21 protein-coding genes are annotated in these 23615 nt (G+C 71.1%); 5 read left to right on the top strand and 16 right to left on the bottom strand.

Annotated elements, in window-relative coordinates:
* Window positions 1-81: 81 nt before the first annotated feature.
* Genes HCA58_RS01830 through HCA58_RS01845 form a run of 4 tightly spaced genes read right to left on the bottom strand, consistent with a single transcriptional unit; the run spans window position 82 to window position 4382 of the window.
* A complete protein-coding gene (locus HCA58_RS01830) occupies window positions 82-891 on the bottom strand; it encodes an inositol monophosphatase family protein (protein WP_169595951.1) in 810 nt (269 codons plus the stop codon).
* The gene (locus HCA58_RS01835; protein WP_169595952.1) at window positions 884-1336 is read right to left on the bottom strand and encodes a response regulator; all 453 of its coding nucleotides are present in this window, start codon (window positions 1334-1336) and stop codon (window positions 884-886) included. The genes HCA58_RS01830 and HCA58_RS01835 overlap by 8 nt, the downstream gene beginning before the upstream one ends.
* A complete protein-coding gene (locus HCA58_RS01840) occupies window positions 1333-3180 on the bottom strand; it encodes a sensor histidine kinase (RefSeq protein WP_169595953.1) in 1848 nt (615 codons plus the stop codon). Before HCA58_RS01840 ends, HCA58_RS01835 begins: the two co-directional genes overlap by 4 nt.
* Window positions 3177-4382: a fused response regulator/phosphatase gene (locus HCA58_RS01845; protein WP_169595954.1), complete on the bottom strand. Its 1206-nt coding sequence runs from the start codon at window positions 4380-4382 to the stop codon at window positions 3177-3179. The genes HCA58_RS01840 and HCA58_RS01845 overlap by 4 nt, the downstream gene beginning before the upstream one ends.
* 202 nt (window positions 4383-4584) lie before the next feature.
* On the opposite strand from HCA58_RS01845, the gene HCA58_RS01850 reads away from it, so the two are divergent.
* Entirely contained in the window at window positions 4585-6963 is a 2379-nt protein-coding gene (locus HCA58_RS01850) for a M28 family peptidase (protein ID WP_169595955.1), read from the top strand.
* A gap of 6 nt (window positions 6964-6969) precedes the next feature.
* Here HCA58_RS01850 and HCA58_RS01855 read toward each other — a convergent pair whose 3' ends face one another.
* From HCA58_RS01855 to HCA58_RS01865, 3 genes are all read right to left on the bottom strand, one after another.
* Window positions 6970-7224 carry a Smr/MutS family protein gene (locus HCA58_RS01855; protein WP_013736060.1) on the bottom strand — a complete coding sequence of 85 codons (255 nt, stop codon included), beginning with the start codon at window positions 7222-7224 and terminating at the stop codon, window positions 6970-6972.
* A gap of 107 nt (window positions 7225-7331) precedes the next feature.
* Window positions 7332-7697 carry a tetratricopeptide repeat protein gene (locus HCA58_RS01860; protein ID WP_169595956.1) on the bottom strand — a complete coding sequence of 122 codons (366 nt, stop codon included), beginning with the start codon at window positions 7695-7697 and terminating at the stop codon, window positions 7332-7334.
* A 124-nt stretch (window positions 7698-7821) separates the two neighbouring features.
* Window positions 7822-8592 (bottom strand): ROK family protein, encoded by a 771-nt coding sequence (locus tag HCA58_RS01865; RefSeq protein ID WP_169596164.1) that lies wholly within the window; start codon window positions 8590-8592, stop codon window positions 7822-7824.
* 61 nt (window positions 8593-8653) lie between these two features.
* Here HCA58_RS01865 and HCA58_RS01870 point away from each other — a divergent pair, with 61 nt between their 5' ends.
* A complete protein-coding gene (locus HCA58_RS01870) occupies window positions 8654-10291 on the top strand; it encodes an ABC-F family ATP-binding cassette domain-containing protein (RefSeq protein WP_169595957.1) in 1638 nt (545 codons plus the stop codon).
* Window positions 10292-10367: 76 nt separating this feature from the next.
* Entirely contained in the window at window positions 10368-11093 is a 726-nt protein-coding gene (locus tag HCA58_RS01875) for a methyltransferase domain-containing protein (protein ID WP_169595958.1), read from the top strand.
* Window positions 11094-11156: 63 nt separating this feature from the next.
* On the opposite strand, the gene HCA58_RS01880 is transcribed toward HCA58_RS01875, so the two are convergent.
* Both HCA58_RS01880 and HCA58_RS01885 read right to left on the bottom strand, forming a co-directional pair.
* Window positions 11157-13982 (bottom strand): adenylate/guanylate cyclase domain-containing protein, encoded by a 2826-nt coding sequence (locus HCA58_RS01880; RefSeq protein ID WP_169595959.1) that lies wholly within the window; start codon window positions 13980-13982, stop codon window positions 11157-11159.
* A gap of 154 nt (window positions 13983-14136) precedes the next feature.
* Window positions 14137-14355 (bottom strand): zinc ribbon domain-containing protein, encoded by a 219-nt coding sequence (locus HCA58_RS01885; RefSeq protein ID WP_169595960.1) that lies wholly within the window; start codon window positions 14353-14355, stop codon window positions 14137-14139.
* A 38-nt stretch (window positions 14356-14393) separates the two neighbouring features.
* On the opposite strand from HCA58_RS01885, the gene HCA58_RS01890 reads away from it, so the two are divergent.
* Window positions 14394-15563, top strand: a complete 1170-nt coding sequence (locus HCA58_RS01890; RefSeq protein ID WP_169595961.1) for a lytic transglycosylase domain-containing protein — start codon at window positions 14394-14396, stop codon at window positions 15561-15563.
* A gap of 72 nt (window positions 15564-15635) precedes the next feature.
* Window positions 15636-16652, top strand: coding sequence for a GNAT family N-acetyltransferase (locus HCA58_RS01895; RefSeq protein WP_169596165.1), 1017 nt, complete (start codon window positions 15636-15638; stop codon window positions 16650-16652).
* 5 nt (window positions 16653-16657) lie between these two features.
* Here HCA58_RS01895 and hemB read toward each other — a convergent pair whose 3' ends face one another.
* From hemB to HCA58_RS01930, 7 genes are all read right to left on the bottom strand, one after another.
* A complete protein-coding gene (hemB, locus tag HCA58_RS01900; protein WP_169595962.1) occupies window positions 16658-17641 on the bottom strand; it encodes a porphobilinogen synthase in 984 nt (327 codons plus the stop codon).
* A gap of 35 nt (window positions 17642-17676) precedes the next feature.
* A complete protein-coding gene (locus HCA58_RS01905) occupies window positions 17677-19257 on the bottom strand; it encodes a uroporphyrinogen-III synthase (protein ID WP_169595963.1) in 1581 nt (526 codons plus the stop codon).
* Entirely contained in the window at window positions 19254-20225 is a 972-nt protein-coding gene (hemC, locus tag HCA58_RS01910; protein WP_169595964.1) for a hydroxymethylbilane synthase, read from the bottom strand. Before hemC ends, HCA58_RS01905 begins: the two co-directional genes overlap by 4 nt.
* On the bottom strand, window positions 20222-21550 hold the full coding sequence (locus tag HCA58_RS01915; RefSeq protein WP_169595965.1) for a glutamyl-tRNA reductase: 1329 nt from the start codon (window positions 21548-21550) through the stop codon (window positions 20222-20224). Before HCA58_RS01915 ends, hemC begins: the two co-directional genes overlap by 4 nt.
* Entirely contained in the window at window positions 21547-22317 is a 771-nt protein-coding gene (locus HCA58_RS01920; protein WP_169595966.1) for a redox-sensing transcriptional repressor Rex, read from the bottom strand. The genes HCA58_RS01915 and HCA58_RS01920 overlap by 4 nt, the downstream gene beginning before the upstream one ends.
* Window positions 22318-22653: 336 nt before the next feature.
* A complete protein-coding gene (locus HCA58_RS01925; RefSeq protein WP_169595967.1) occupies window positions 22654-23322 on the bottom strand; it encodes an HAD hydrolase-like protein in 669 nt (222 codons plus the stop codon).
* 38 nt (window positions 23323-23360) lie between these two features.
* The gene (locus tag HCA58_RS01930; protein WP_169595968.1) at window positions 23361-23612 is read right to left on the bottom strand and encodes a glutaredoxin family protein; all 252 of its coding nucleotides are present in this window, start codon (window positions 23610-23612) and stop codon (window positions 23361-23363) included.
* Window positions 23613-23615: the final 3 nt, after the last annotated feature.

The following is a 23615-nucleotide window of genomic DNA, read 5'->3' on the forward strand; positions in this document are numbered from 1 at the left end:
ACGCCGGCGTTGCTCATGAGGTTGGCGGCCAGTCGTGGGTGGTGAGACCGCCGCTGACGTGAGGAGAACGACGGAGTGGGATCAGACGGGCAGGAGGGTGGTATGGACCTCGGTCCACACCTCGGCGTTGACGGCCACCAGCAGGCCGTGCTCCGGACCAGCCGGATGGTAGTCCGAACCATCCAACCGGCGGGCCACGCCGCCTGCCGCCCGCACCAGCAAGGTGCCGGGACCGTGGTCCCAGGGCAACGTCCGCCAGAACAGCACGAACTGCTGGCGACCGGTCAGCACGTCGAGATACTCGCGACCGGCACAATGCTGCCCCGGCAACAGTTCGCCCAGCCGCGCACCGCCCGCCTCCACCGTGCGCCGCGCCGGCACCGGCAGGAACTTCGTCATCGCGGCACCCCGCAACTCGCCTATCGGCGGCGCTCCGGCGGGCAGACGCAAAGGCCGACCGTCCAGGTAGGTGCCCTCGCCGCAACGGGCGGTCGCCAGTACGTCGGCGAGCGGGTCGAACACCCACGCCGCCACCGGCTCGCCATCGGTGAGCAGGGAAACCATCAACGCGAACGGGCGGCGGCCCGCAGCGAAGTTCGCGGTGCCGTCGACCGGGTCGACAAGCCACACGTCCCCGGCGGCACGCAGATGACGCAGCAGGGCGGGATCGTCGGAAACAGCTTCCTCGCCGACCACCACCGAACCGGGACGCAGCCGGAGCAACCCGGCGCTGATCATTTCCTCTGCTCGGCGGTCGGCGACCGTGACCAGCTCTCCGGGGGCCTTCTCGCTCACGTCCGTGACGTCGAGATGGCGGAACAAGGGCAGTACGACGCGGTCGGCAGCCTCCCGCAACAGCCCGGCGACGTCGTCGAGCAGGGTGTCAGCCACGCGGCGGCAGCTTCACCACGCTGACGAAGAACTCGTCGATCTGCCGGACCACCGAGATGAACTGCTCGAAGTCGACAGGCTTGGTCACGTACGCGTTCGCGTGCAGCTGATAGCTGCGCAGAATGTCCTCGTCCGCCTGGGACGTGGTGAGCACCACCACCGGGATCCGGCAGAGATCCGCGTCCTTCTTGATCTCCTCCAGCACCTCCCGGCCGTCCCGCCGGGGCAGATTCAGGTCGAGCAGGATCAGGTCCGGCAGCTCGACGTGCGAATACTGACCTTCGCGACGCAGGTAGGCAAGCGCCTCGGCGCCGTCGGAGACGACGCTGAGCCGATTGCGCAGCTTGTGCTCCTCGAACGCTTCCTGGGTCATCAGCACGTCACCCGGGTCGTCCTCGACCAGGAGCACCTCGATCGGGCTGTTGCCGTCCGCCGGCGCGGTCATCCCACCGCCTCCTTCATGCCACCTGTCCCACCGCCGGCCGATGACGGGCCGGCGACAGCCGTGGGGCGCTCCGATCCGCCGCCGGCCTCGGCGCCGACGGTACCGTCACGAGTCGGAGCCGCATCATCCGCCTGGGTTGTCTGATCAGCGCGGTCACCGGCACCGGCCCGGTCCTCCGCGTCAACCGGACCTTCGGCACCAGCCCGACCCTCGGCAACGGTTCGGTCCGATGTCACGGCCGCAGCCGCCACCGGGGCGGGGCCGCCCCCATCAGTCGTCCCCTCCTCGCCCTCGACCTCAACGGGAAGCGCGGGCAGGGTGAATCGGATCGCCGTCCCCTCGGGTACGTCCGTGTCCACCCAGACCCGACCACCGTGGTACTCCACGATCTTCTTCACGATCGCCAGCCCGATCCCGGTACCGGGATACGCGTCCTTGGCGTGCAACCGCTGGAAGATGACGAAAATCTTGTCGGCGAACTCGGGCTCGATTCCGATGCCGTTGTCCTGGCAGCTGATCTCCCACTCGTCGCCCACCTGCCGGGCCGAGACATGTACCTTCGGTGGCACGTCCGCCCGACGGAACTTCACCGAGTTGCTGACCAGGTTCACGAGCAGGTTGGTCAGCAGCGGCTCCTCACCGCGGATGACCGGAAGCTCACCCCAGGTCAACTCGGCGTCGGCGTACTGCCGGGCCGGCTCGGTCTGCGCCGCCACCTCCGCCATCAGGTGATTCAGGTCGACGTCAGTGAATCCCGTGGTGAGCCGGCCGATCCGGGAGAACGCCAACAGATCGTTGATGAGCCGCTGCATCCGCTGCGCACCGTCCACCGCGAAGGCGATGTACTGGTCGGCCCGCTCGTCCAGCCGGCCGGCGTACCGTCGCTGGAGCAGCTGGCAGAAGCTCGCCACCTTGCGCAGCGGCTCCTGCAGGTCGTGCGAGGCGACGTAGGCGAACTGTTCGAGGTCACGGTTCGAGCGGGTCAGCTCCTCGGCCTGCTTCTGCAACTGGGTGTTGACCCACTCGATTCGTTCCCGGGCCTCGCGCACCTCGGCCAGGTCAGCAGCGATCTTCTGGCGCATCGCGTCCACGTCCGAGCCGAGGCGACGGAACTCGGGCGGCCCGGACCCGACGATGCCATGGTCGTAGTCTCCGGTGGCCACCTCCCGCACCTGTCCCGCCAAGCCGGTCAGGGGCCGGATCACCATCCGCTCCAGGGACACGAGCAGCAGCGTCCCGGCGACCACCACCACGAGAGCCGCAATGATCAGCAGCAGCACCAGGAGGCTGCTGGTCTGGCGTACCTTGGCTGCGGCCTGGTCGCGGACTTCGAGGATGCCCTCCTGGAGCGCGTCGACGGCGAGCCGGATCTGGTCGAACTGGCGGCGGGCCTGTTCGGTGACCAGCTGCTGACCGGCTTCGGCGCCGCCGGTCTCGATCGCCTGGATGACCGGCAGAGCGACCGTCTGCCGCCACTGCTCCGCCCGCTGCCGCACCGTGTCGAACTCGTCACGCAGCTGTGGGTAGCCGGCCAGGAGCCGGCCCATCGAGTCGGTCAGCTCCTGCTCGCGCTGCCGACCGGCCTCGAACGGGCCGAGATCGTCCAGGTCGCCGGTCAGGGCGTACCCGCGGATCGCAGTCTCCTGATCGACCAGGACCGCGAGCAGCTCCTGAGAGTGCACCCGCAGCGGACCCGCCTGGTTGAGCACCGCGTCGATGTTCGCCCGGTTACGGGTGGCAACCACCGCCTCCGCGACTGCCACCCCGATCAACAGCAGCCCGACGACCGCGACGAGCACGGCCAACCGACCACGCAGGCTCCAACCAGCGCCCGAGGTCGTCACCGGCCACCACCCCGCGTGACCAGCAGCATCGCCACGTCGTCGGCGAACGGGCCGTCATTGAGCTGCTCGGCCCGGCCGACCAGCCAGGCCGGCAACTCCGGCAACGGGACCGCCCTGCTGGCCGGCTCGGCCAGCAGCCGGGTCAGCCCGGGAACGTCGAGCCGCTCGTCGCCCGCGCCGACCCGGCCCTCGATCAGACCATCGGTGTACATCAGCAAAGACCAGTCCTCGGTGTCGAACTTCAGGTCGAAGGCGACCGGCCGCCGTGGCCGTACGCCGAGCAGCAGGCCACCCGGGGCCGGCACCGGAGTCACCCGGCCCTCGGCGAGCAGCACCGGGGGCGGATGGCCGGCCAGACGCACCGTCGCCCGGCCAGCGGCGAGATCCAGCCGGGCAGTGGCCACGGTTGCGAAGATCTCCTGGAGCCGGCGCTCACTCATCAGCACCTGTTCCAGCGCGGGAAGCACCTCGTCGTCCGGCACCCCGGCGAGAATCAGCGCCCGCCAGGCCACCCGAAGCTCGACGCCGAGTGCCGCCTCGTCCACGCCGTGTCCGCAGACGTCACCGATGATCAGATCCACCCGGTCGGGCCGGGTCTGCACCACGTCGTAGAAGTCCCCGCCGATCAGGGCGGCATGCCGGCCGGGCCGGTAGAAGGTATGCACCGCGATCTGGTCGGTCGACATCAGCGGCTGGGGCAGCAGGCCGCGTTCCAACCGGGCCGACTCGGCCTGGCGCAGCTCCACCTCACGCAACCGGCGGGCGTTCTCGTCGGCCCGCTTACGCTCCACCGCGTAGCGCAGCGCCCGGGTCAGCAGGATGCCATCGACCTGACCCTTGACCAGGTAGTCCTGCGCCCCTTCGGCAACCGCCACGATGCCCAAATGTTCGTCGGTGCGACCGGTGAGCACACAGACGGCCGCGCTGCCGGACATCTCCAGCACCTGACGCAGCCCGTCAAGCCCCTGGGCGTCAGGCAGACCCAGGTCCAGCAGGACGCAGTCGACACCCGCGATCCGCCGGCGTGCCTCGCTCAGGCTGGTCGCCATCAGCAGATCCACTCCGGAGTTCGTCTCGGCGAGCAACTCGCCGACCAGGAAGGCGTCGCCTTCGTCGTCCTCGACCAGCAGCACCCGCAGCCGCTCTCCCGGGGGCAGGTTCGGGTTGCCGCCCAGCCCACCCTGCGGGTACGGCCACGACACGACGGAGGAACCGGTCGTCCCGGTCCCCCGGGCCGGCCGGGTCGCCGCCACAATTGGCGGCTGATCGCTGGTGATGTCGGGCTCCTTCCGAGTGCCCTGCTGATCCTGTATTAGATAACGTTCGCACACAACACGACGGGGCGCCCTCAGGCGGCATGGAGGATGATGTCCATCCCAGGACCACCCCTCGCGAGGAGTCACCGTGGGCGCACCCCCCAGCCCCGCCGCAGATCAGGCCCTCACCCGACCGCACCGACGTCCCCTCGCCGCGCTGGCGGCACTGGTCGCGCTCGTCGCCGTCGGCGCGGGGGCCCTGCTCGACCTGCGCCCCCCGGCACCCCGGGCCGTCGACGCGCCGAGCGGCGAGTTCAGCGCATCACGGGCGTACCCGCACGTGACGCAGGTCGCCGGACGGCCGCACGTAGCGGGCAGCCCGGCCAACGACGAGGTCCGCGGCTACCTCGAAGGCGTACTGCGTGACCTCGGGCTCCAGACGCAGGTGCAGGACACCGTCGCCGAGGAGGCGGGACAGCTCAGCGGCGCGGCGGGCGGGACAGCCCTGGCCCGGGTACGCAACGTGGTTGCCCGGTTACCCGGAACGGATCCCACCGGCACCGTGTTCCTGGTCGCGCACTACGACGCGGTGCAGTCCGGCCCAGGCGGTAACGACGACGCCGCCGGAGTCGCGACGATCCTGGAGACGGCCCGGGCGCTCACCGACGGCCCGCCACCCCGAAACGACGTCGTGTTCGTCCTGACCGACGCCGAGGAGGCGTGCCTCTGCGGTGCCTCGGCGTTCGCCTCCGAGCATCCGTTGGCGGCAGGCAAAGGAGTGGTGCTCAACCTTGAGGCGCGAGGTCGCACCGGTCCGGTGATCATGTTCGAGACCTCACCGGAGAACGCCCGCCTGGTCGAGATCTTCGGCCGGGCCGCACCGCATCCGGTGGGCACCTCGTTCGCGGTCGAGGTGTACCGCGCCCTGCCCAACGACACCGACTTCACCGCCTTCCTCGACGAGGGATTCGCCGGACTGAACGCGGCCTACCTCGACGGTGCCGCGATCTACCACTCCCCGCTGGACATCCCCGACTCGGTCGACCGGGCCAGCCTCCAGAACCACGGTGACAACACCCTCGGTCTCGCCCGGGAGTTCGGCCGGGTCGACCTCGCCGACCTCCGCGCCGGCCACGATGCCACCTACTTCCCCGTGCCGGGCGGCCTCGCCCGCTACCCCGGCTGGCTGGCGCTGCCGCTGGCCCTGCTGGCCCTGGCCGGTGTGGTCGCACTCGGCTGGCTGGCCCACCGCCGCGGTCGGGTCACCGCCGGTCGGCTGGCCGCCGGCTTCGGCCTGGCCCTGGTGCCGATCGTGGTGGCGCCGATCGCCGCCCAACTCCTCTGGGCGGGGATCGGCGCCCTCCGGCCGGGCTACGCAGAACTACTCGACCCGTACCGGCCGACCTGGTACCGACTGGCCGTACTGTCGCTCGCCACCGCCGTCGTGTTCACCTGGTACGCGCTGACCCGTCGGCGGGTCGGCCCGGCCGCGCTAGCCATCGGCGGGCTCGGTTGGCTGGCGCTGATCGGCCTGCTGCTGGCCGTCGTGGCACCCGGCGGGGCGTACCTGGCGACCCTGCCCGCCCTGGCCGGAGCGGTCGGCGGGCTGGTGACGCTGTTCACCCGCCCCGACGGGCCGGTACCGGTGACGGCGGTGACCGTCGCGGCGGCGGTCGCGGTGACTCTCCTTCTCCCCACTGTGGTGCTGCTCTTCCCGGCGCTCGGCATGGCGATGGGCGGCGTCGCGGCGCTCTTCGCGGTGCTGCTCGGCCTCGCCGCGCTACCGGTGATCGAACTGCTGCATCCACGGGTCGGCGGCCAGCGAGGCATGGCGGCGCTGCGGGCCCGCCGACTCGGTGCCGTGCCCGCGGGGGCCGCCGCGCTGGCCACGGTGGTCCTCGCCGGCACCGGCTTCGCCGTCGACCGGTTCGACGCCACGCACCCCGCACCGACCCACCTGATGTACGCCCTGGACGCCGGCACCGGACAGGCCAGCTGGCTCAGTCACGAGGCCGAGCCGCAGACCTGGACCGACGAGTACGTCGACGGCCCCGTCCAGGTCGCCGACGAATTCCCCGGCATCGGCGGCGACGCACTGCTCGGTGGTCCGGCACAGCCCGCCGACCTACCCGCGCCCCGGTTGGACGTGCAGGCCGACAGCGCTGAGACTGGTGCGCGAACGCTGACCATGCGGCTCACGCCGCAGCGCCAGGTGCGTCTGGTCACCCTGCACGTCGACGCGAACACCGCGACGGTACGCAGCGCCCGGGTGGCAGGCCGGCAGGTGCCGGTCGAGCAGCGTGAGGGCCGGTGGGGCTTCGGGATCGTCTTCCACGCCCCACCCCCGGAGGGCATCGAGATCATCCTGGTCGTGGAGCCGAAGAGCGACCGGGTCGAGCTGCGGGCGATGGACGCCAGCGACGGCCTCGACGCGCTACCCGGCTTCCGTCCCCGCCCACCGGATGTCGGTGTCGCCGGCACCCACAGCTCCGAGATGCTCGCGGTGGCCCGCACCTATTCCCTGTGAGGGCGGCTACTTCCAGCGAAAGTGGACGAAGAGGCGGCCGAAGTTCTTGGAGTCCTTCTCGACCCGGTGGTAGAGCTGCTTGACGTCCTTCTGGTCGAGGAAGCGCAACACCCGCTTCTTGAGCTGGCCGGAGCCCTTGCCTGGAATGATCTCGACGAGAGTGGCCTTCTTCGCCACCGCCTCGTCCATGATCCCGCGCAGTGCCCGGTCGATGTCGTGGCCCTTGTTGAATATGTCGTGCAGGTCCAGCTTCAGCTTCATGCCACGTCCACCGTCCGGTCAGCTGTCATAAGCCTCATGGTAGGCAGGTCACCGGCTGGGCTGGAACGACGACAGGGCAGCCCGGTCGGGCTGCCCTGTCGAGGCGGTCAGCGACCACCCACCCGGGTCTCGACCCGGCGCAGGGCGGTCGTGTAGTCGTCGTTGGACGCGTGCATGGCCGCCGCGATGCGCAAGTGGCGCAGCGCGTCGGTGTAGCGGTTCAGCCGCTCCAGCGTCCGGCCCAGGACGTGGTGGGCGTAATGGTCGCTGGGGTTTCGGTCGACAAGCTCCCGCAGCTGCGCCTCGGCTCGGCTCAGCTGGGCCGACTGGAAGTAGGCCCGAGCCAGCAACTGCCGTACGGCGGCGTTGTCCGGCTCCGCCTCGATGATCGGTTCGAGGAGCCGGGCCGCGCCGCCGGGGTCGCCCGCCTCGAAGAACAGGGTCGCCCGCCGGTACTCGGCCAGAAGATCCATGCCGCCACCCCCTCCGTGTCGTACCTCTGCTCCGACGCTGGCACAACACCTGCCGTGCCGCGACTGTTCCCGACCGCTTCTCCGGCCCGACCCTGTCGGCAGGGGCCCGCCGGTACACCGCGCGTCAGCAGGGTGCCCTTCCGTGCACCGCAGCGAGGTTCCAGGCGCGGACGCCGCCGACGATGCCGGCGCTGTTGGGGACCACCACGACGTCGTCACCCATCCGGGTGAGCTGCTCGAAGCGGATCCGCCGCGAGTTCCCTCCGCCCAGATAGAGCCGGTCCCAGCGAAACACCGGACGCAGCCACTCCACCACCTGCCGGATCCGCCTGGACCAGAACGCGTCGCCGAGCCGACGACGCTCGGGTTCCCCGACGTACGTGTCGTAGGTGGTGCCCCAACGCACCGGGGCGTGTGACAGTTCGAGGTGCGGAGCGAGCACACCGCCCTCGAACAGGGCGCTGCCCAGCCCGGTGCCGAGGGTCAGCACCAGTTCGCAGCCGGTGCCGGCGACCACCCCGGCACCGTGGACCTCGGCATCGTTGAGGACCAGTACCGGCAGACCGAACGCGGTCGAGAGCGCACTGCGGGCGTCGAACCCGGACCATTCGGCGAGCAGAGCCGGGTCGGTCCTACTTCGGGGGCCCGAGCGGGTCACGTAGTGCGGGGTGGCCACCACCACGCCGTGCCGGATCATGCCGGGCATCCCCACCGTGACCCGCCCGGCTGCGGGCAGTCGACGGCCGAGTTCGACGAGGATCTGGACGAACAGGTCCGGCGGCAGGGGGTACGGCGTCGGTACCCGCAACGGCTGGGCCCTCATCGTGCCCGCGTCGTCGAGGACGGACGCCTTGATCCCGCCGCCGCCGCAGTCGATCGCCAGAGTGGTCAACACGTTCATGAGTCTGCCTCGTCCCGGGAGTCCGTCACCCGGCGACGGGTAGGCTCGACTGCTTGTGAGCGCCACACTGATCGTCAAGGATCTCGCCGCCGGGCACGGGGAACGAACCCTCTTCACCGGGCTGGACCTCGTGGTCGCGCCCGGAGCCGTGATCGGCCTGGTCGGCGCCAACGGGGCCGGCAAGTCGACGCTGCTGCGTACGCTCGCCGGCCTGTTGCCGGTCGAGGCCGGTGACGTGACGTTGAGCCCGCCCGGCGCGAGCGTCGGGCATCTGCCGCAGGAGCCGGAACGCCGCCCCGGGGAGACGGTGCGGGCGTTCCTGGCCCGCCGCACCGGCGTGACCGGGGCGCAGGCTGCCCTCGACGCGGCAACGGATGCGCTCACCACCGGCGTGCCGGGGGCTGACGACGCCTACGCCTCCGCGCTGGAGAGCTGGCTCGGGCTCGGCGGGGCCGATCTGGACGAGCGTGCCGAGGAGGTGGCCGACGAGTTGGGACTCGCCGTCGATCTCGGCCAGGAGATGGCGAGCCTTTCCGGCGGGCAGGCGGCCCGCGCCGGGTTGGCGTCGTTGTTGCTCAGCCGGTACGACGTCTTCCTGCTCGACGAGCCGACGAACGATCTGGACCTGGCGGGTCTGGACCGGTTGGAGAGCTTCGTCACCGGGCTGCGCGCCGGCACCGTACTGGTGAGCCACGACCGGGAGTTCCTCGCCCGTACGGTGACCTCGGTGCTGGAGCTGGACCTGCACCAGCAGCAGGTGAACCACTTCGGCGGTGGCTACGCGGGGTACCTGGACGAGCGGGAGGTGGCGCGCCGCCAGGCGCGCACCGATTACGAGGAGTACGCCGACACCCGGGCCGCGCTCCAGGCACGGGCGCGGACCCAGCGGGCCTGGATGGAGAAGGGGGTCCGCAACGCCCGGCGCAAGGCCACCGACAACGACAAGATCGGTCGCAAGTTCCGGGCCGAGTCGTCCGAGCAGCAGGCGGCAAAGGCCCGGCAGACCGAGCGGTTGATCGAGCGTCTGGAGGTGGTGGAGGAACCGCGTAAGGAGTGGGAGCTGCGGATGGAGATCGCCGCCGCGCCCCGCGCCGGCACCGTCGTGGCGACTCTCCGCGATGCGGTGGTACGCCGGGGCGGTTTCACCCTCGGCCCGGTGCGTCTTCAGATCGACTGGGCGGACCGGGTCGCGGTGACCGGGGCGAACGGTTCCGGCAAGTCGACCCTGCTGGCCGCCCTGCTCGGCCGTCTGCCGCTGGACGCCGGGCAGGCCGCGCTCGGGCCGGGCGTGGTGGTCGGTGAGGTGGACCAGGCCCGCGGACTGTTCCTCGGCGACGCGCCGCTGCTGGACGCGTTCCGGGCCGCTGCACGGGACATGTCCCCGGCGGACGCGCGTACGCTGCTGGCCAAGTTCGGCCTGCGTGCGCAGCATGTGTTGCGACCGGCCGCGACGCTCTCCCCGGGCGAACGGACCCGGGCCGCGTTGGCCCTGTTGCAGGGGCGCGGCGTCAACCTGCTGGTGCTGGACGAGCCGACGAACCATCTCGACCTGCCCGCCATCGAGCAACTGGAGTCCGCGCTGGCCAGTTTCCCGGGCACGCTGCTGCTGGTGACCCACGATCGGCGGATGTTGGAGGCGGTACGCCTCGACCGACGGTTGCGGGTGGATGCCGGGCGGGTCACCGAGTTCTGATCCGGTACCGAATTCAAGGACGACCGGCGCATATCAGGCGACTGACCGGGTAACGGGCCGGCCGGAGGTGGCCGGGATGGTGGCGTTGGCACACACTCCGTCCTCTGCCGAGCGGTTGCGGGCGATGGACGGGTTCCTCACCGAGACGTGGACGGATCAGGTCCGCCACGACGAGCGGCTGCGCCCGCTCGGCGTCGAGGTCCGCTTCGACCGGGGCGTCGCCCACCTGAGCGGTGACGTCGACGAGCCGGCCCAGTTGCGACTGGTACGCGAACAGGTTGGCCGGTTGGCCGGCGTCTTCGGCGTCTGGTGTCGGGTACGGGTCGGCGGACGCGAACCGGTGGTGGTCGACCTGGGATGCGGTGCCACCAAGCAGTGGCCGGGCAACCTGGGGCTCGACATCTTCCCCGCTCCGGGGGTGGACGCGGTCGCCGATCTCTCCCGTTCCCTGCCCCTTGCCGACAACTCGGTGGACGTGCTGTTCGCGGTGCACATCCTGGAACACCTGATCGACTTCCTGCCGTTACTCGACGAGTGTCACCGGGCGCTGCGCCCCGGCGGTGTGCTGCACGTGATGAGCCCCTGGTGGGGGCACGTGAACGCGGTGGCCGACCCGACCCACGTGCGGCTGCTGGACGTACAGACCGTCAAGGGCATCTGCGTGATGCGACCTCCGGGCACCCCCCGCTGGTACCCCCTGCACGCCGGCAGCGACGGCGCGTCCATCTTCGCCGACCTCACGCCGCTCGGACCTGACGACGACGGCCCCTCCGTCACCCATCTGGCCCGCTTCTTCGACTAGCCCCCGGGGCGAAGCCCGACCTGCCGCACCCGGAACGTGTCACCCCTCAGTGACGGCGGTCCGTCAGGCGTGCTCGGTGTGGCGGTCGACGGTGCTCGACCGACGCGGGACGGACCGACCCGTCCCGCTAGCGAACCGCCACGAATCGGCAACCAGGTCGGGATGCTCGACACCGAGCGCCAACCCGACCGCCTCGTCCAAACCAAGTCCGGTGCCCTCGCCGTACGCCTCGTCGAAGACGGCGTCACCAAGCGCCCGCCGCAGCGCTGCCTGCCGCTCGACCCAGTAGGACTCGTAGATGCCCGGCGTCGACCGCAGCCCCGCCCTGGTCGCCTGAGCGGCACCGAAGAGCCGGGCTGCGGTCAGCGGCTGCTCACCCACCGCGCAACGCACCGCGATCGCGTTCAACGTGTCGCAGGCCCGCCCGTGAAAACCGTGACTCATCCGCGACCGGAGCGCCACCATCAGGTGCTCGTGCGCGGCCACCAGGTCACCCCGGGCCAGTGCGACCATGCCGAGCAGCATGTCCACGGAACGGCGCCCCCGGTCGACCGGCCGCGACGCCTCCACCGGCCGGGCCGCACCGAGTAGTTCCGCCGCCTCGTCGAACGCACCCCGCCGCCACAGCAACTCGGCCAACCGGAACACGGCGAACAACGCCTCCGACTCGACCCCCTGCTCCTGCGCCCAGTCGATGACCTCCCGGCAGACCCGCTCCGCCTCGGCGAACTGCCCCAGGTCGAGGAGCGGGGCGGCACGGCCGGCGAGCACCCTGGCCAGTAGACCGGCATCGCCGGCCTGACGAGCCGCCGCCTCGGCCCGCTGCGAGTAGCGCAGTTCCTCACCGAACTCGCCGTCGCCACCGGCGTGCAGCGAATGCATGTGGTAAGCCGCCGCCAGCTCGTCCTCCGGGATCACCTCACCGGTCTCGGCCAGCCGACCGTACAACCGGAACAGCCAGAGCCGCCCTTCCCGGGCCAGCCCGCGCTCGCGCCACCACTGGTCCAACCCGCCGGCCAGCTGCAGGCCGGCCCGCGCACTGCCGCCCGTGGCACACCAGCGCAGCGCGGCACGAAGCTCACCGGCCAGTGGATCGAGCGCGTACAGCGACAGCGTCACCGGCTGCCCGTCCGGGCCGAGGTGTGCCTGCCGCAGGGCGTACGTCGACCATGCCACGTGCCGGTCCCGGGCGGCCTGCTCCTCGCCGGCTTCGGCGAGCCGACGTGCCGCGTAGGCTCGGATAGGGTCGAGCATGCGGTAGCTGCTACCGCCCGCGTACGGCTCCGCCAGCACCATCGACTTGTCGACAAGCACCGACAGCGGGGCGAGTGGGTCGTCATCGAGCAGCCACTGCACGGTGGGCAGGTCGACCGGGCCGGCGAACACCGCCAGCCAGCGGAGCAGTCGCGCGGCACGTGGCCCGAGCGTCCGATATGACCACGTCACCGTCGCCTGCATGGTCAGGTGTCGTTCGACCGCAGAGCGGGCCGCTTTCGTGGCGGAGGTCGAGGGATCGACTCCGGTGGCCGCAGCGGCCAGGTCCACCGTGTCCCGCTGGCTGCCGGTGTCACCCCGGTCGGCTGGCGACAGCGACGGATCCTCGCGTCCGGCGTCGAGTGTGCCCAGCACGTCGTCGAGACGCTCGGCGAGCTGCCCCACCGAGAGCACCCGCAGCCGGGCCGCAGCCAACTCGATGGCGAGCGGCAACCCGTCCAGTCGCCGCACCACCCGCCGCACGTCGGCAGACTCGGACGGGTCGGGTTGCCGCCCACCGCGGGCCGCCGCCGTACGGTCCAGTAGCAGCGCCACCGCGTCGCTCTCGGTACCGTCGGGCGCCGGTTCGACCGACAACGGCGGAATCCGCCACACCACCTCGCCAGGTAACGCCAACGGCTCCCGGGTCGTCGCCAGCACCCGTACGCCACCACCACCGGCGAGCAGCCGGGACACCGTCTCCGCAGCGGACGCCGGCTGGGCGTCGCAGGTGTCGAGCACGATCAGCATCCGGCGCGGTGCCGCGTACTCCACGAGCGTGTCGACCATCGGACGGCCCGGTTCCGGACGCAACCCCAGCACGGCGGCGACCGCGAAGGCGACAAGCCCGGGGTCGGTGACCGCGGCGACGTCGACGAACCAGACGCCGTCCGGATACTCGTCCACCAGGTCGGTGGCGAACTCCACGGCCAGCCGGGTCTTGCCACTACCGCCCGCGCCCAGCACCGTGACCAGTCGGTGCCGGGCCACGAGTCGCCTCAACTCGGCGCGTTCGGTGTGCCGACCGACGAACGTGGTGACCTGGATCGGCAGGTTGTGCGCCACGACGTCGGCGGTACGCGGTCGCGGGAACTGCCGTTCCAGGCCGGGTGCCACGAGCTGGAAGAGTCGTTCCCGGTCGTCGAAGCCGCGCAGCCGGTGCAGCCCGAGGTCGAGCAGGGACGCTCCGGCCGGCAGTGGGCGGGCCCGCCGTGCCGTGGCAGCGGAGCAGAGGATCTGTCCACCGTGGGCGGCGGCGGCGACGCGTGCCGCCCGGTGCACCTCGGCGCTGGCGTACTCGCCGTCGCGTGGCTCCGCCCAACCGGTGTGCAGTCCCATCCGGACCCGGGGGGCCGCCTCGGGCGCCGGCCAGTCGTGCGTACCGAGTGCCCGCTGCGCGGTCAGACAGGCGGCCACCGCAGCACCGGCATTGTCGAAGGCCAGAAAGAACGAGTCGCCCTCGGTCAGCAGCTCCGCGCCCTCGGTCGCGGCTATCGTCCGGCGTAGCAGTCGCCGGTGCTCGGCCAGCACCGGCCGGTAGCCCGACCCGAGCAGCTGCGCCAACCGGGTGGAGCCCTCGATGTCGGTGAAGACGAAAGTCACCCAGCCCGTCGGGAGGTGGAGTCCTGGCGACATGCGCGAAACCTCCCCCCCTGGCCCGGGCACCATACCTCCCGGGACCGGATCGTCACGCATCGTGAGAACGGTCGGCGGAGCCTTCGCCCCAAGGTGCCACCGGACCCGGTGTCCGGGCAAGGCCGGCGTCACCCGGACCGTCCGCCGGGCGCGGTCAGCAGCCGCAGCCACCACCGCAGCAACCGCCCGCAGCGGGCTCGGACGGGGCACCTGACCCGCCACCACCCCGGCCGGTGACTGCGACCGTGGAGAGCAGCTTGACCGTGTCGGCATGCCCCTGGGGGCAGGAGGCCGGCTCACCGGCCCTCGCCATCGGACGCTTGACCTCGAACGTGGCGCCACAGGCGCGGCAACGGAACTCGTACCGGGGCATGGCGTCAGCCTACGACCGGACCTGACGGCTGCGGGTACATGGGTGATACTCGACGGGTGGCAGACGGTGAAGCGCACACCACCCTTCGGCCCCTCCGACCGGCCACGCCACGCGGCGACTCCGGCGCGGCCCCGGACGGGCCGGCATCCAGGCTGCCCCGGCCCCGCCGACCCTGGCTGAGTTCCGGCGAGCCAGCTGACAGCAAGACCCCGGACCCGCCGGTCAGCGGCCCGGAAGCGAAGACCACCGACGACGAGTCCGCTCCGGTCTCCGGCACATCGGCAGCCCGGCGCCGCCGGGCCCGCTTCGTGCACGCCGTACGCCTGCCGGGGCCCCGCGCCGCGGCCCGCGCGACCCGTGACTGGTCGCGGCGACCCAGTGGCCGGCTGACCGTTCCTGGCGTGTTCCTGCTCGCCCTGGTCGCCGCGACCGCCACGGCCGGCGCGCTGCTGGTGCCGGCGACCCTCGACGCCTCACGTCCGGCGGCGGTCGACGCCACCACCGATGCGCCCGGCGGGCTGCCCGACGATCTGCCACCTTCCGGTGAGGTGCCACCACCCGGTCAGTTTCCGCCGCCCACCGCGACTCTTCCGCCCGGTGCGACTCCGTCGGGTGGCACCGCTCCGGCCGGCGGACGCCCGTCCGACACCCTTGCCGGTTGGGCCCGTGACACGGGGGCCAGGGTGGGCATCGACCCGATCGCCATGCAGGCGTACGGCTACGCCGAGCTGGTGCTGGCCGAGACCGACCGTGCCTGCGGATTGAGCTGGACCACGCTGGCCGCGATCGGTCTGGTCGAGTCCCGCCACGGCCAGGCCAACAATGCCCAGCTCGGTGCGGACGGCCGGGCGGTACCGGAGATCATCGGTCTGCCGCTGGACGGCCAGGGCAACCGGATGCGCATCGCCGACACCGACCGCGGTGAGCTGGATCGCGACACCACCTACGACCGGGCTATCGGGCCGATGCAGTTCATCCCGACCACCTGGGAGGAGATCGGCGCCGACGCGGACAACGACGGGCGCAAGGATCCGCACAACATCCACGATGCCGCCCTCGCCGCCGGCAGGTACCTGTGCAAGGGCGGACGCAACCTCACCATTCCGGGTGACTGGTGGAACGCGATCCTGTCGTACAACGACGTCCGAAGGTACGCCCAGGACGTCTTCGACGCCGCCAACCGATACGGACAGGCCAGCCGCACGTGAAGTGATCGTCCGCATACATTGGAGAACTGGACACTTCCCCCCGGCTGCGGTTGACGGCAAGCTAGACGGGTGATGGTGCGCGAGTGGGACCCCAGGACCGCGTCGTCCGCCGAGATCGCGTCCCTGCTGGACACGCTGAACGCGGTCTTGGCGGCCGATCTCCCGCAGGATCCGCCGTGGCGGGAGAGTTCCCTGCGGGAGTACCTCGCCGAGGTGATGCCGGGCGAACGACGGATCGCCTGGATCGCCCAGGGGGAACCGGCTGCCGACGGCACCCCGGGAGCCGTCCTCGGTCAGGTGCACGTGTTGCTGCTCGGCAACATCGGCGTGCTCGAGGTTCTGGTCCACCCCAGCGTTCGACGCAACGGGCTGGGGCGTGATCTCGTCCTACGCGCGGCACGTCGCGTCTACCAGGAGGGCTTCGAGTCGATCGGGGTGGAGGTGGTCGGTGACACTCCCGCCGTCGCCTTCTACGAGTCGCTCGGCTTCAGCCGGGAGTACGTCGAGACGCGCAGCGTCCTCGATCTCTCCAGCGTCGACTGGGCCGAGTTGGCGGAAATGTCCACCGGGGTCGGTGCGGGCTACCGCATCCAGTTCCACCCCGGCGGCCCACCGGACGAACTGATCGAGGCGTACGCGCGGGCCAAGGCCGAGACTCAGGACCTTGAGGACGGCGAGCTACGGCCCAGCTCGTACGACCCGCAGCGGCTTCGGGACAGCCTCGACTGCCTGCACCGACGGGGCATGCAGCCGTACATCGTGCTCGCCCTGCACCAGCAGACCGGTGCGGTGGCCGGCCTGACCGAGGTGGTGGTGCCGGCCCAGCATCCGACCCGTGCCGACCAGTACGACACCATCGTGGTGCAGGACCACCAGGGTAATGGCATCGATCGGGCGATGAAGGCCCGCATGCTGTTGGAGCTGCGCTCCGCCGAGCCGCAGCTGACCGAGGTGCAGACCTGGAACGCCCAGGCCAACGAGTCCATGCTCAAGGTCAACGCCGAGTTGGGTTACCGCACCGACCGGGACTGGTGCGAGTACAGCATCGACGTCGCCGAGCTGGTCCACCGTCTCGACGCGACGCGCTGACCCGGTCAGTAGCGCTGGCGGAGCAGTTGGGCCGCCTCGACGGCCCAGTAGGTCAGGATGATCTGGGCACCGGCGCGCCGGATCGAGGTGAGCGTTTCCATGATCACCCGCTCGCGGTCGACCCAGCCGTTCGCGGCAGCCGCCTCGACCATCGCATACTCCCCGGAGACCTGGTACGCAGCCACGGGGACGTCCACGGCGGCGTGAACCGCCGCCACCACGTCGAGGTACGGCAGCGCCGGTTTGACCATCACCATGTCGGCCCCCTCCGCGACGTCCAGCGTGACCTCACGCAACGACTCACGCAGATTCGCCGGATCCTGCTGGTAGGCCCGCCGGTCCCCCTCCAACGCCGACTCGACAGCGTCACGGAAGGGGCCGAAGAAGGCCGAGGCGTACTTCACGGCGTACGCGAGCACAGCAACATCGGTGTGACCGGCCACGTCGAGTGCCTGGCGTACCACTGCGACCTGGCCGTCCATCATGCCGGACGGACCGACCACCCCGACCCCTGCGGCGGCCTGCGCCACCGCCATCTCGGCGTAAGCGGCGAGGGTGGCATCGTTGTCGACCTCGCCGGTCGGGGTGAGCAACCCGCAGTGCCCGTGCGAGGTGAACTCGTCCAGGCAGAGGTCACTCATCACCACGGTGGCGTCACCGACCTCGGCGACCACGTCCCGGATCGCGACGTTGAGGATGCCGCCCGGGTCGACGCCACCGGAGCCGCAGGCGTCCCGCGATGCCGGTACGCCGAACAGCATGATCCCGCCGACGCCGGCCTGTACCGCCCCCACGGCCGCCTTGCGCAGGGAGTCGCGGGAGTGTTGGAGCACACCCGGCAGTGAGGCGATGGCGCGTGGCTCGGTGAGTCCCTCCTTGACGAACATCGGCACGACCAGCTCGGCCGGGTCGAGGCGGGTCTCGGAGACCAGCCGGCGCATCGCCGCGGTACGGCGCAGCCGACGGGGCCGGATCTCGGGGTACGGCATGAACCCTCCCTGACGACCGTCCGGAGCCGGGACGGCTACCGGAACCTCAGCGCGGTCGGCCCCTGCACCTTCGAACCACGGCGCTGCTTCACCGGCATCGCGGCGAGCTTCTCCCGCAGCTCGACGGCGTAGCCGGCGAGCGCCTCCACCAGATCGGGCACCGACGCGTGCGGGGGCTGGACGTCGACCCGCAGGCCGAACTCCGACGCGGTTTCCGCAGTCTTGGGCCCGATGACAGCAACAACGGTACGCGTGTGCGGCTTGCCGGCGATGCCGACCAGGTTCCGGACCGTGGAGGACGAGGTGAACAGCACGGCATCGAACCCGCCCGACTTGATCGCGTCCCGGATCTCGGCGGGCGGCGGGGCGGCCCTGACGGTCCGGTACGCGGTCACGTCGTCGACCTCCCACCCGCGCTCGGTGAGCCCGGCGGCGAGCGTCTCGGTGGCGATGTCGGCGCGCGGCAGCAGCACCCGGCCGACTGGATCCAACACCTCGTCGTGGGGCGAGAACTCGGCCAGCAGTCCCTCGGAGGACTGCTCACCGGCGGGAATCAGCTCCGGTTGGATGCCGAAGGCCCGGACCGCGTCGGCGGTGGCCTCGCCGATACATGCGATCTTGACGCCACCGAAGTGTCGGGCGTCCAGACCGTGCTCGGCGAACTTCTCCCAGACCGCCCGTACCGCATTGACCGACGTGAAGATCACCCAGGCGTACCGACCGTCGACCAGGCCCTTGACGGCCCGTTCCATCTGGGCCGGGGTACGCGGCGGCTCCACCGCGATGGTCGGCACCTCGCAGGGAATCGCACCGTACGCACGCAGCCGGGCACTCATCGCGCCGGCCTGCTCCTTGGTACGGGGCACGAGTACCTTCCAGCCGTACAGCGGACGGTTCTCCCACCAGCTGAGCTTGTCCCGCTGGCCCACACCGTCGCCGACGGTCAGCACCACCCGGCCGGTGAACCCGAGTGCCGCCGCGACGAAGGAGTCCACGGTCGACGTGGTGGTGTACTGCGTCTCCCCGGTGCCGTCACCGGTCACCCCGACATCGGTGGCACCATTCACACCGGCGGCGAGCAGCCCGTCACGGACAGCGGCCAGGTCACCGGCGTCGACCGCCAGCGCAAGCGACCCGCGCTGCACGGCCGCCGCCAGCGCCTCGAAGTTCAGGGCACCCACGTCCTCGACATCGGCGGCGGTGCGTACGCCCGGCAGCGGCACACCCGCGTAGGTGGCCACCCCCTCGGCTTGGCCGACACCGGGCACCACCTCGAAGTGCGCGGCGGTACGCGCCACCGCCTGCACCTCCTTGACCACCGAATCGTGGCCGAACGGGTCACCGGCCACGAGATGCACCGCGTTCTGCCCGGACCGGGCCGCCGATATCAGGATCTTGGCCACGTCGCCCGGCGCGCCCTCGGCCGGGGTGAACTGCGCATCGGAGCTGGCCTCCGCCCGGACGACGTCGAGCAGCGACTCGGGCACTCCCCGGTCGTACACCACCTGGTCGGCGTCGACCAGGGCGTCGTGCGCCCGGCGGGTCAGCAGGCCCGGGTCGCCGGGTCCTGCCCCGACGAACGCGATACGGCCTACGGGCTTACGGGTGCGGGTCATTCTGTGCTCCCAAATTGCTGGGTCCCCGGGCCGTCGTGTCCTTGCGGGCCGAGGATCGAGTCGGCGCCGAGGTCGAGGAGTTCGGCGGCGAGTGCCTTACCGATCTCCGCCGCATCGGCGGGCGTACCGGTGCGGGACAGCCGGACCTCGTGCGTACCGTCCGGGCTGATCACCGCCCCGCGCAGGTAGATCTCATCGCCGTTCTCGCCCTCGGCGAGTTCGGCGTAGGCGGCGACCGGAGCGGAGCATCCGGCCTCCAGGGTGGCGAGCATCGCCCGCTCCGCGGTGACCGCGGCGCGCGACGGTGCGTGGTCGAGCGTGGCGAGCAGCTCGACCAGATCGGTGTCGTCGAGCCGGCACTCCACCGCCAGTGCCCCCTGGGCGGGAGCCGGCAGCATCAGCATCGGGTCGAGCGTTTCGGTGACGGCGTCGGTCCGGTCGATACGGGCCAGACCCGCCCGGGCCAGGACGACGGCGTCCAGGTCGGCGTCGGGGCCCAGCACCCGGGCCAGCCGGGTGTCGACGTTGCCCCGGATCGGGGTGACCGACAGGGCCATGCCCAGCGCGTGCAGCTGCGCGATCCGACGCAGCGCACCGGTGCCGACGACCGCGCCCGGCGGCAGCTCGGCCAGGGTCCGGCCGTCTCTGGCGACGAGCGCGTCACGCGGATCCTGACGGGGCGGCACCGCCGCGATGTGCAGACCCGCCGCGGTCGCGGTGGGCAGATCCTTGTACGAGTGGACAGCGAGGTCGATGGTCCCGGCGGCAAGTGCGTCGCGTAGTGCTGACACGAAGACGCCGACACCGAGCCGGTGCACCGGCGCGCTGGACCGATCGCCGGCCGTCACCACCTCGACCAGTTCGACCGGACGGCCGGTACCTGCGGTGATCGCCTCGGCGACCTGACTCGACTGGGCCATGGCCAGTTTGCTGCCCCGGGTACCGAGGCGCAGCGGGGCATCGGTCATCGCTCGCCTCCGGCTGGTGGGGTGATGTCGGGCACGGTGTCCACCGGCGAGGTCTGCGGGACCTGGAGGTCGAACAGTTCCCGCAGCAGGGCTGTGTACTGGTCTCCGCCCGGTTCGGCGGCGAGTTGACGGACCCGGACGGTCGGCTGGTGCAGCAGCCGCTGGACCACCCGGTGCACGGTGCGGGCCACCTCCGCGCGCTGGTCGTCGCTGAGGTCGGGGCGGCGTTGCGCGAGCCGGCGCAGCTCGGCGGTGACCACGTCGTCGGCCCGGCCACGTAGGGCCGCGACGGTCGGGGCGACATCGGCACCGCGCAGCCAACTGAGGAAGGACTCGACCTCGCCGGTCACGATCCGCTCGACGGCGGCAGCATCGGCGGCCACCGGGCCGTCGGCGAGCAGCGCCGCCATCCGGTCGATGTCGATCACCTCGACACCGGGTAGCTCGGCGACGCCGGGGCCGACGTCCCGTGGTACCGCGAGGTCGAGCAGGACCAGTGGGCCGCGCCCCGGGTCGCGGCCGGCAGCGGCGGCGGCGACCACCTCGCGGGTGAGGACCGGCTCGGGCGAGGCGGTGGCGGCCACCACGATGTCCACCGTGCGCAGTGTCTCGGTCAGCTCGGCCATCGGTCGCGCGCCGGCACCGTAGGACTCGGCCAGCCGGACGGCACGGTCGGTGCTCCGGTTCGTCACGGTCAACGGCCCGGCACCGAGCCGGGACAGCGTCGCCACGCCCAGCGAGCCCATCGCGCCGGCGCCGACGATCAGTGCGGGACGCTCGGTGAGGTCGTCGTCGAGGTGACCGGCAGCGAGCCCCAGCGCGGCGGTGACCACGCTCTGGCCGGCGCGGTCGATGCCGGTCTCGGAGTGGGCCCGCTTACCCACCCGCAGTGCCTGCTGCATCAGTTCGTGCAGCAGCCGCCCGGCCGTGTCGGCCGCACTGGCCCAGTGGTAGGCGTCACGCAGTTGCCCGAGGATCTGCGCCTCACCGATCACCATCGAGTCCAGGCCGGCGGCGACCCGGAAGACGTGATCCACCGCAGCCGCGTCGAAGTGTACGTAGAGGTGGTTGGCGAGCGCGGCCGGTTGACAGCCCGCCTGCTCGGCGAGGACTGCGCAGATGTCACCGAGGCCACCGTGGAAACCGGACACCGCCGCGTAGACCTCCACCCGGTTGCAGGTGGAGACGAGGACGGCCTCGCTGACGTAGGGCTGCGCGACCAGACGCCCCAGTGTGTGGTCGAGCCCGCTGGGAGACACCGCGAGGCGTTCCAGGATGGCGACCGGCGCGGTGCGGTAGGACGCGCCCACGACGAGGAGTTTCACGTGCCGATCGCCTCCTGACCTTCGCTGACCGCCAGTCCACCGGACAGCGCGGTGAGAGCGGAGCCACCGGTGGCGGGAAGCGCGGTCAGGGATGCCTTGCGGTGTTCGTGAAACGACAGGATCTGCAGTTCGATCGCGAGGTCGACCTTGCGCACGTCGACGCCTTCGGGAACCGTGAGTACGCACGGTGCGAAGTTCAGGATGCTCGTGACGCCGACGGCGACCAGCTGGTCGGCCACCCGTTGCGCAGCGGCGGCCGGGGTGGCGATGACACCGATCGCGATGGACTCCTCGGCGGCGACCCGGGGCAGCTCGTCGACGTGCCGCACGACCAGTCCGCTGATCTCTTCGCCGACGCGTTCCTGGTCGGCGTCGAAGAGCGCGGCGATCCGAAAGCCGCGGCTGGCGAAACCGTCGTAGCCGGCCAACGCGTGGCCGAGGTTACCCACGCCGACCAGGGCGACCGCCCGACGCTGGGTGAGCCCGAGCACGTACTCGATCTGATCGATCAGCAGCCCGACGTCGTAGCCGACGCCCCGGGTGCCGTACGAGCCGAGTTGGGACAGGTCCTTGCGGAGCTTCGCCGAGTTCACCCCGGCGGCATTGGCCAATCCTTCACTCGAAACCGTCTCGTGACCGGTTTCGGCCAGGTTGTGCAGGGCACGAAGGTACTCGGGGAGCCGGGCCACCGTCGCCTCGGGCAGGTCCGGGAGCGCCGGTACGGCACCTGCGCGACCGGGCGCGCCAGGGTGACGGTGCTGACTCATGAGACTCCGTGCGGTGCGATCCTCGACCAACTCCACCGGTCGGCCTTTTCGGGACTCCCGCTGACGACCGATGTTGCCGGCTGTGCTAGCAGGACGCGTCGGAATTACACAGTAGGCGCTTGTGAAGACGTGCACAAATCGCGATCTTGCTGGCACGGCCCACGCCCCCACCGGCCCCTCCATTCCACAAGATCGATCACCACCTCGTCATAGGGATCCGCACGAGTATCGCTCCATCCCGACTTCTCTGACCAATCACTCGCTGCCCGCCTTCGACATTCAATTGGCCGACGGCCGACTTATCGCCCCGAAAGACCGATTCTGTAGGCGGTGACGTCACGCTCGGTGCAGCGGATCGACCAGGTGGGTGGCGAGGGTCACCGCTCCGGTGAGGGTGTCCGCGACGGGGTGGCCGGAGGCGACCAGCCGGGAGCGGTCGGTGAAACCACCGGTGTAGAGCACGGCGTGGGCACCGACGGACCGGGCCGCGTCGGCGTCGTCGAGCGAGTCACCGATCAGCACCACCGATCGACCGTCGACACCCAGCGCGTCGAGGTGCCGTACCAGCGACTCCGCCTTACGGTCGCCACCGACCTGGGCCCGCAGCCCGTCGACCCGGGCGAACCGCCCGGCCAGCCCGTACGTCGCGACGGCCGGCACCAACTCGTCGTGGAACCACATCGACAACAGGGACTGGCTACCGGACCAGGCCGTCATCGCGTCCACGGCGTCGTGCGCCAGCTCACAGCTGGTCAGACCCGACCGGTAAGCGTCGTGGAAGATCCTGTCCAGTCGACCGAACGCGTCGTCGCCCACCGCGCGACCGAGGACCTCCGCGTAGTAGTCGGCGATCGGCCGCCGGAACCGTACCCGGTGCTCGTCGGAGCTGACGCTCGGCCCGCCCTCGCTGGCGAACACCGCGTTGGTGCAGGCCACCACGAGGCTCAGGTCGTTGAGCAGGGTGCCGTTCCAGTCCCACACCAGATGAGGGCTCGCAGAGGTCATCGCCGCACCCTATCCGGCAGCCCGTGGATACGACCGCCTCACAGTTGCGGGGTGGTCAGGTCACGCAGCAACCGCTCCTCCTCGACCCGCCAGTAGCCGTGCTCCCTACCGTCGAGCAGCACCACAGGCACCCGGTCGCCGTACTCACGTTCCAGCTCCACGTCACCACTGACGTCCCGTTCGGTCCACCGGTCGCCAGTGACCGCGACCACCCGGTCGAGGGCCGCCTTGGCATCCTCGCAGAGGTGACAGCCAGGACGAGTGATCAGCGTCAGGCGAGGTTCACGCATTGG

This window comes from Micromonospora sp. HNM0581, assembly GCF_012726175.1.
Taxonomy (GTDB): Bacteria; Actinomycetota; Actinomycetes; order Mycobacteriales; family Micromonosporaceae; genus Micromonospora.

Excerpts from the sequence above, each read along its gene's own strand:
- HCA58_RS01835 (WP_169595952.1), bottom strand. The coding sequence starts at position 1,336 with ATGACCGCGCCGGCGGACGGCAACAGCCCGATCGAGGTGCTCCTGGTC.
- HCA58_RS01905 (WP_169595963.1), bottom strand. The coding sequence starts at position 19,257 with ATGACCCGCACCCGTAAGCCCGTAGGCCGTATCGCGTTCGTCGGGGCA.
- HCA58_RS01880 (WP_169595959.1), bottom strand. The coding sequence starts at position 13,982 with ATGTCGCCAGGACTCCACCTCCCGACGGGCTGGGTGACTTTCGTCTTC.
- HCA58_RS01925 (WP_169595967.1), bottom strand. The coding sequence starts at position 23,322 with ATGACCTCTGCGAGCCCTCATCTGGTGTGGGACTGGAACGGCACCCTG.
- HCA58_RS01860 (WP_169595956.1), bottom strand. The coding sequence starts at position 7,697 with ATGGATCTTCTGGCCGAGTACCGGCGGGCGACCCTGTTCTTCGAGGCG.
- HCA58_RS01875 (WP_169595958.1), top strand. The coding sequence starts at position 10,368 with ATGGTGGCGTTGGCACACACTCCGTCCTCTGCCGAGCGGTTGCGGGCG.
- HCA58_RS01895 (WP_169596165.1), top strand. The coding sequence starts at position 15,636 with ATGGTGCGCGAGTGGGACCCCAGGACCGCGTCGTCCGCCGAGATCGCG.
- HCA58_RS01885 (WP_169595960.1), bottom strand. The coding sequence starts at position 14,355 with ATGCCCCGGTACGAGTTCCGTTGCCGCGCCTGTGGCGCCACGTTCGAG.
- HCA58_RS01890 (WP_169595961.1), top strand. The coding sequence starts at position 14,394 with ATGGGTGATACTCGACGGGTGGCAGACGGTGAAGCGCACACCACCCTT.
- HCA58_RS01930 (WP_169595968.1), bottom strand. The coding sequence starts at position 23,612 with ATGCGTGAACCTCGCCTGACGCTGATCACTCGTCCTGGCTGTCACCTC.
- hemC (WP_169595964.1), bottom strand. The coding sequence starts at position 20,225 with ATGACCGATGCCCCGCTGCGCCTCGGTACCCGGGGCAGCAAACTGGCC.
- hemB (WP_169595962.1), bottom strand. The coding sequence starts at position 17,641 with ATGCCGTACCCCGAGATCCGGCCCCGTCGGCTGCGCCGTACCGCGGCG.
- HCA58_RS01920 (WP_169595966.1), bottom strand. The coding sequence starts at position 22,317 with ATGAGTCAGCACCGTCACCCTGGCGCGCCCGGTCGCGCAGGTGCCGTA.
- HCA58_RS01855 (WP_013736060.1), bottom strand. The coding sequence starts at position 7,224 with ATGAAGCTGAAGCTGGACCTGCACGACATATTCAACAAGGGCCACGAC.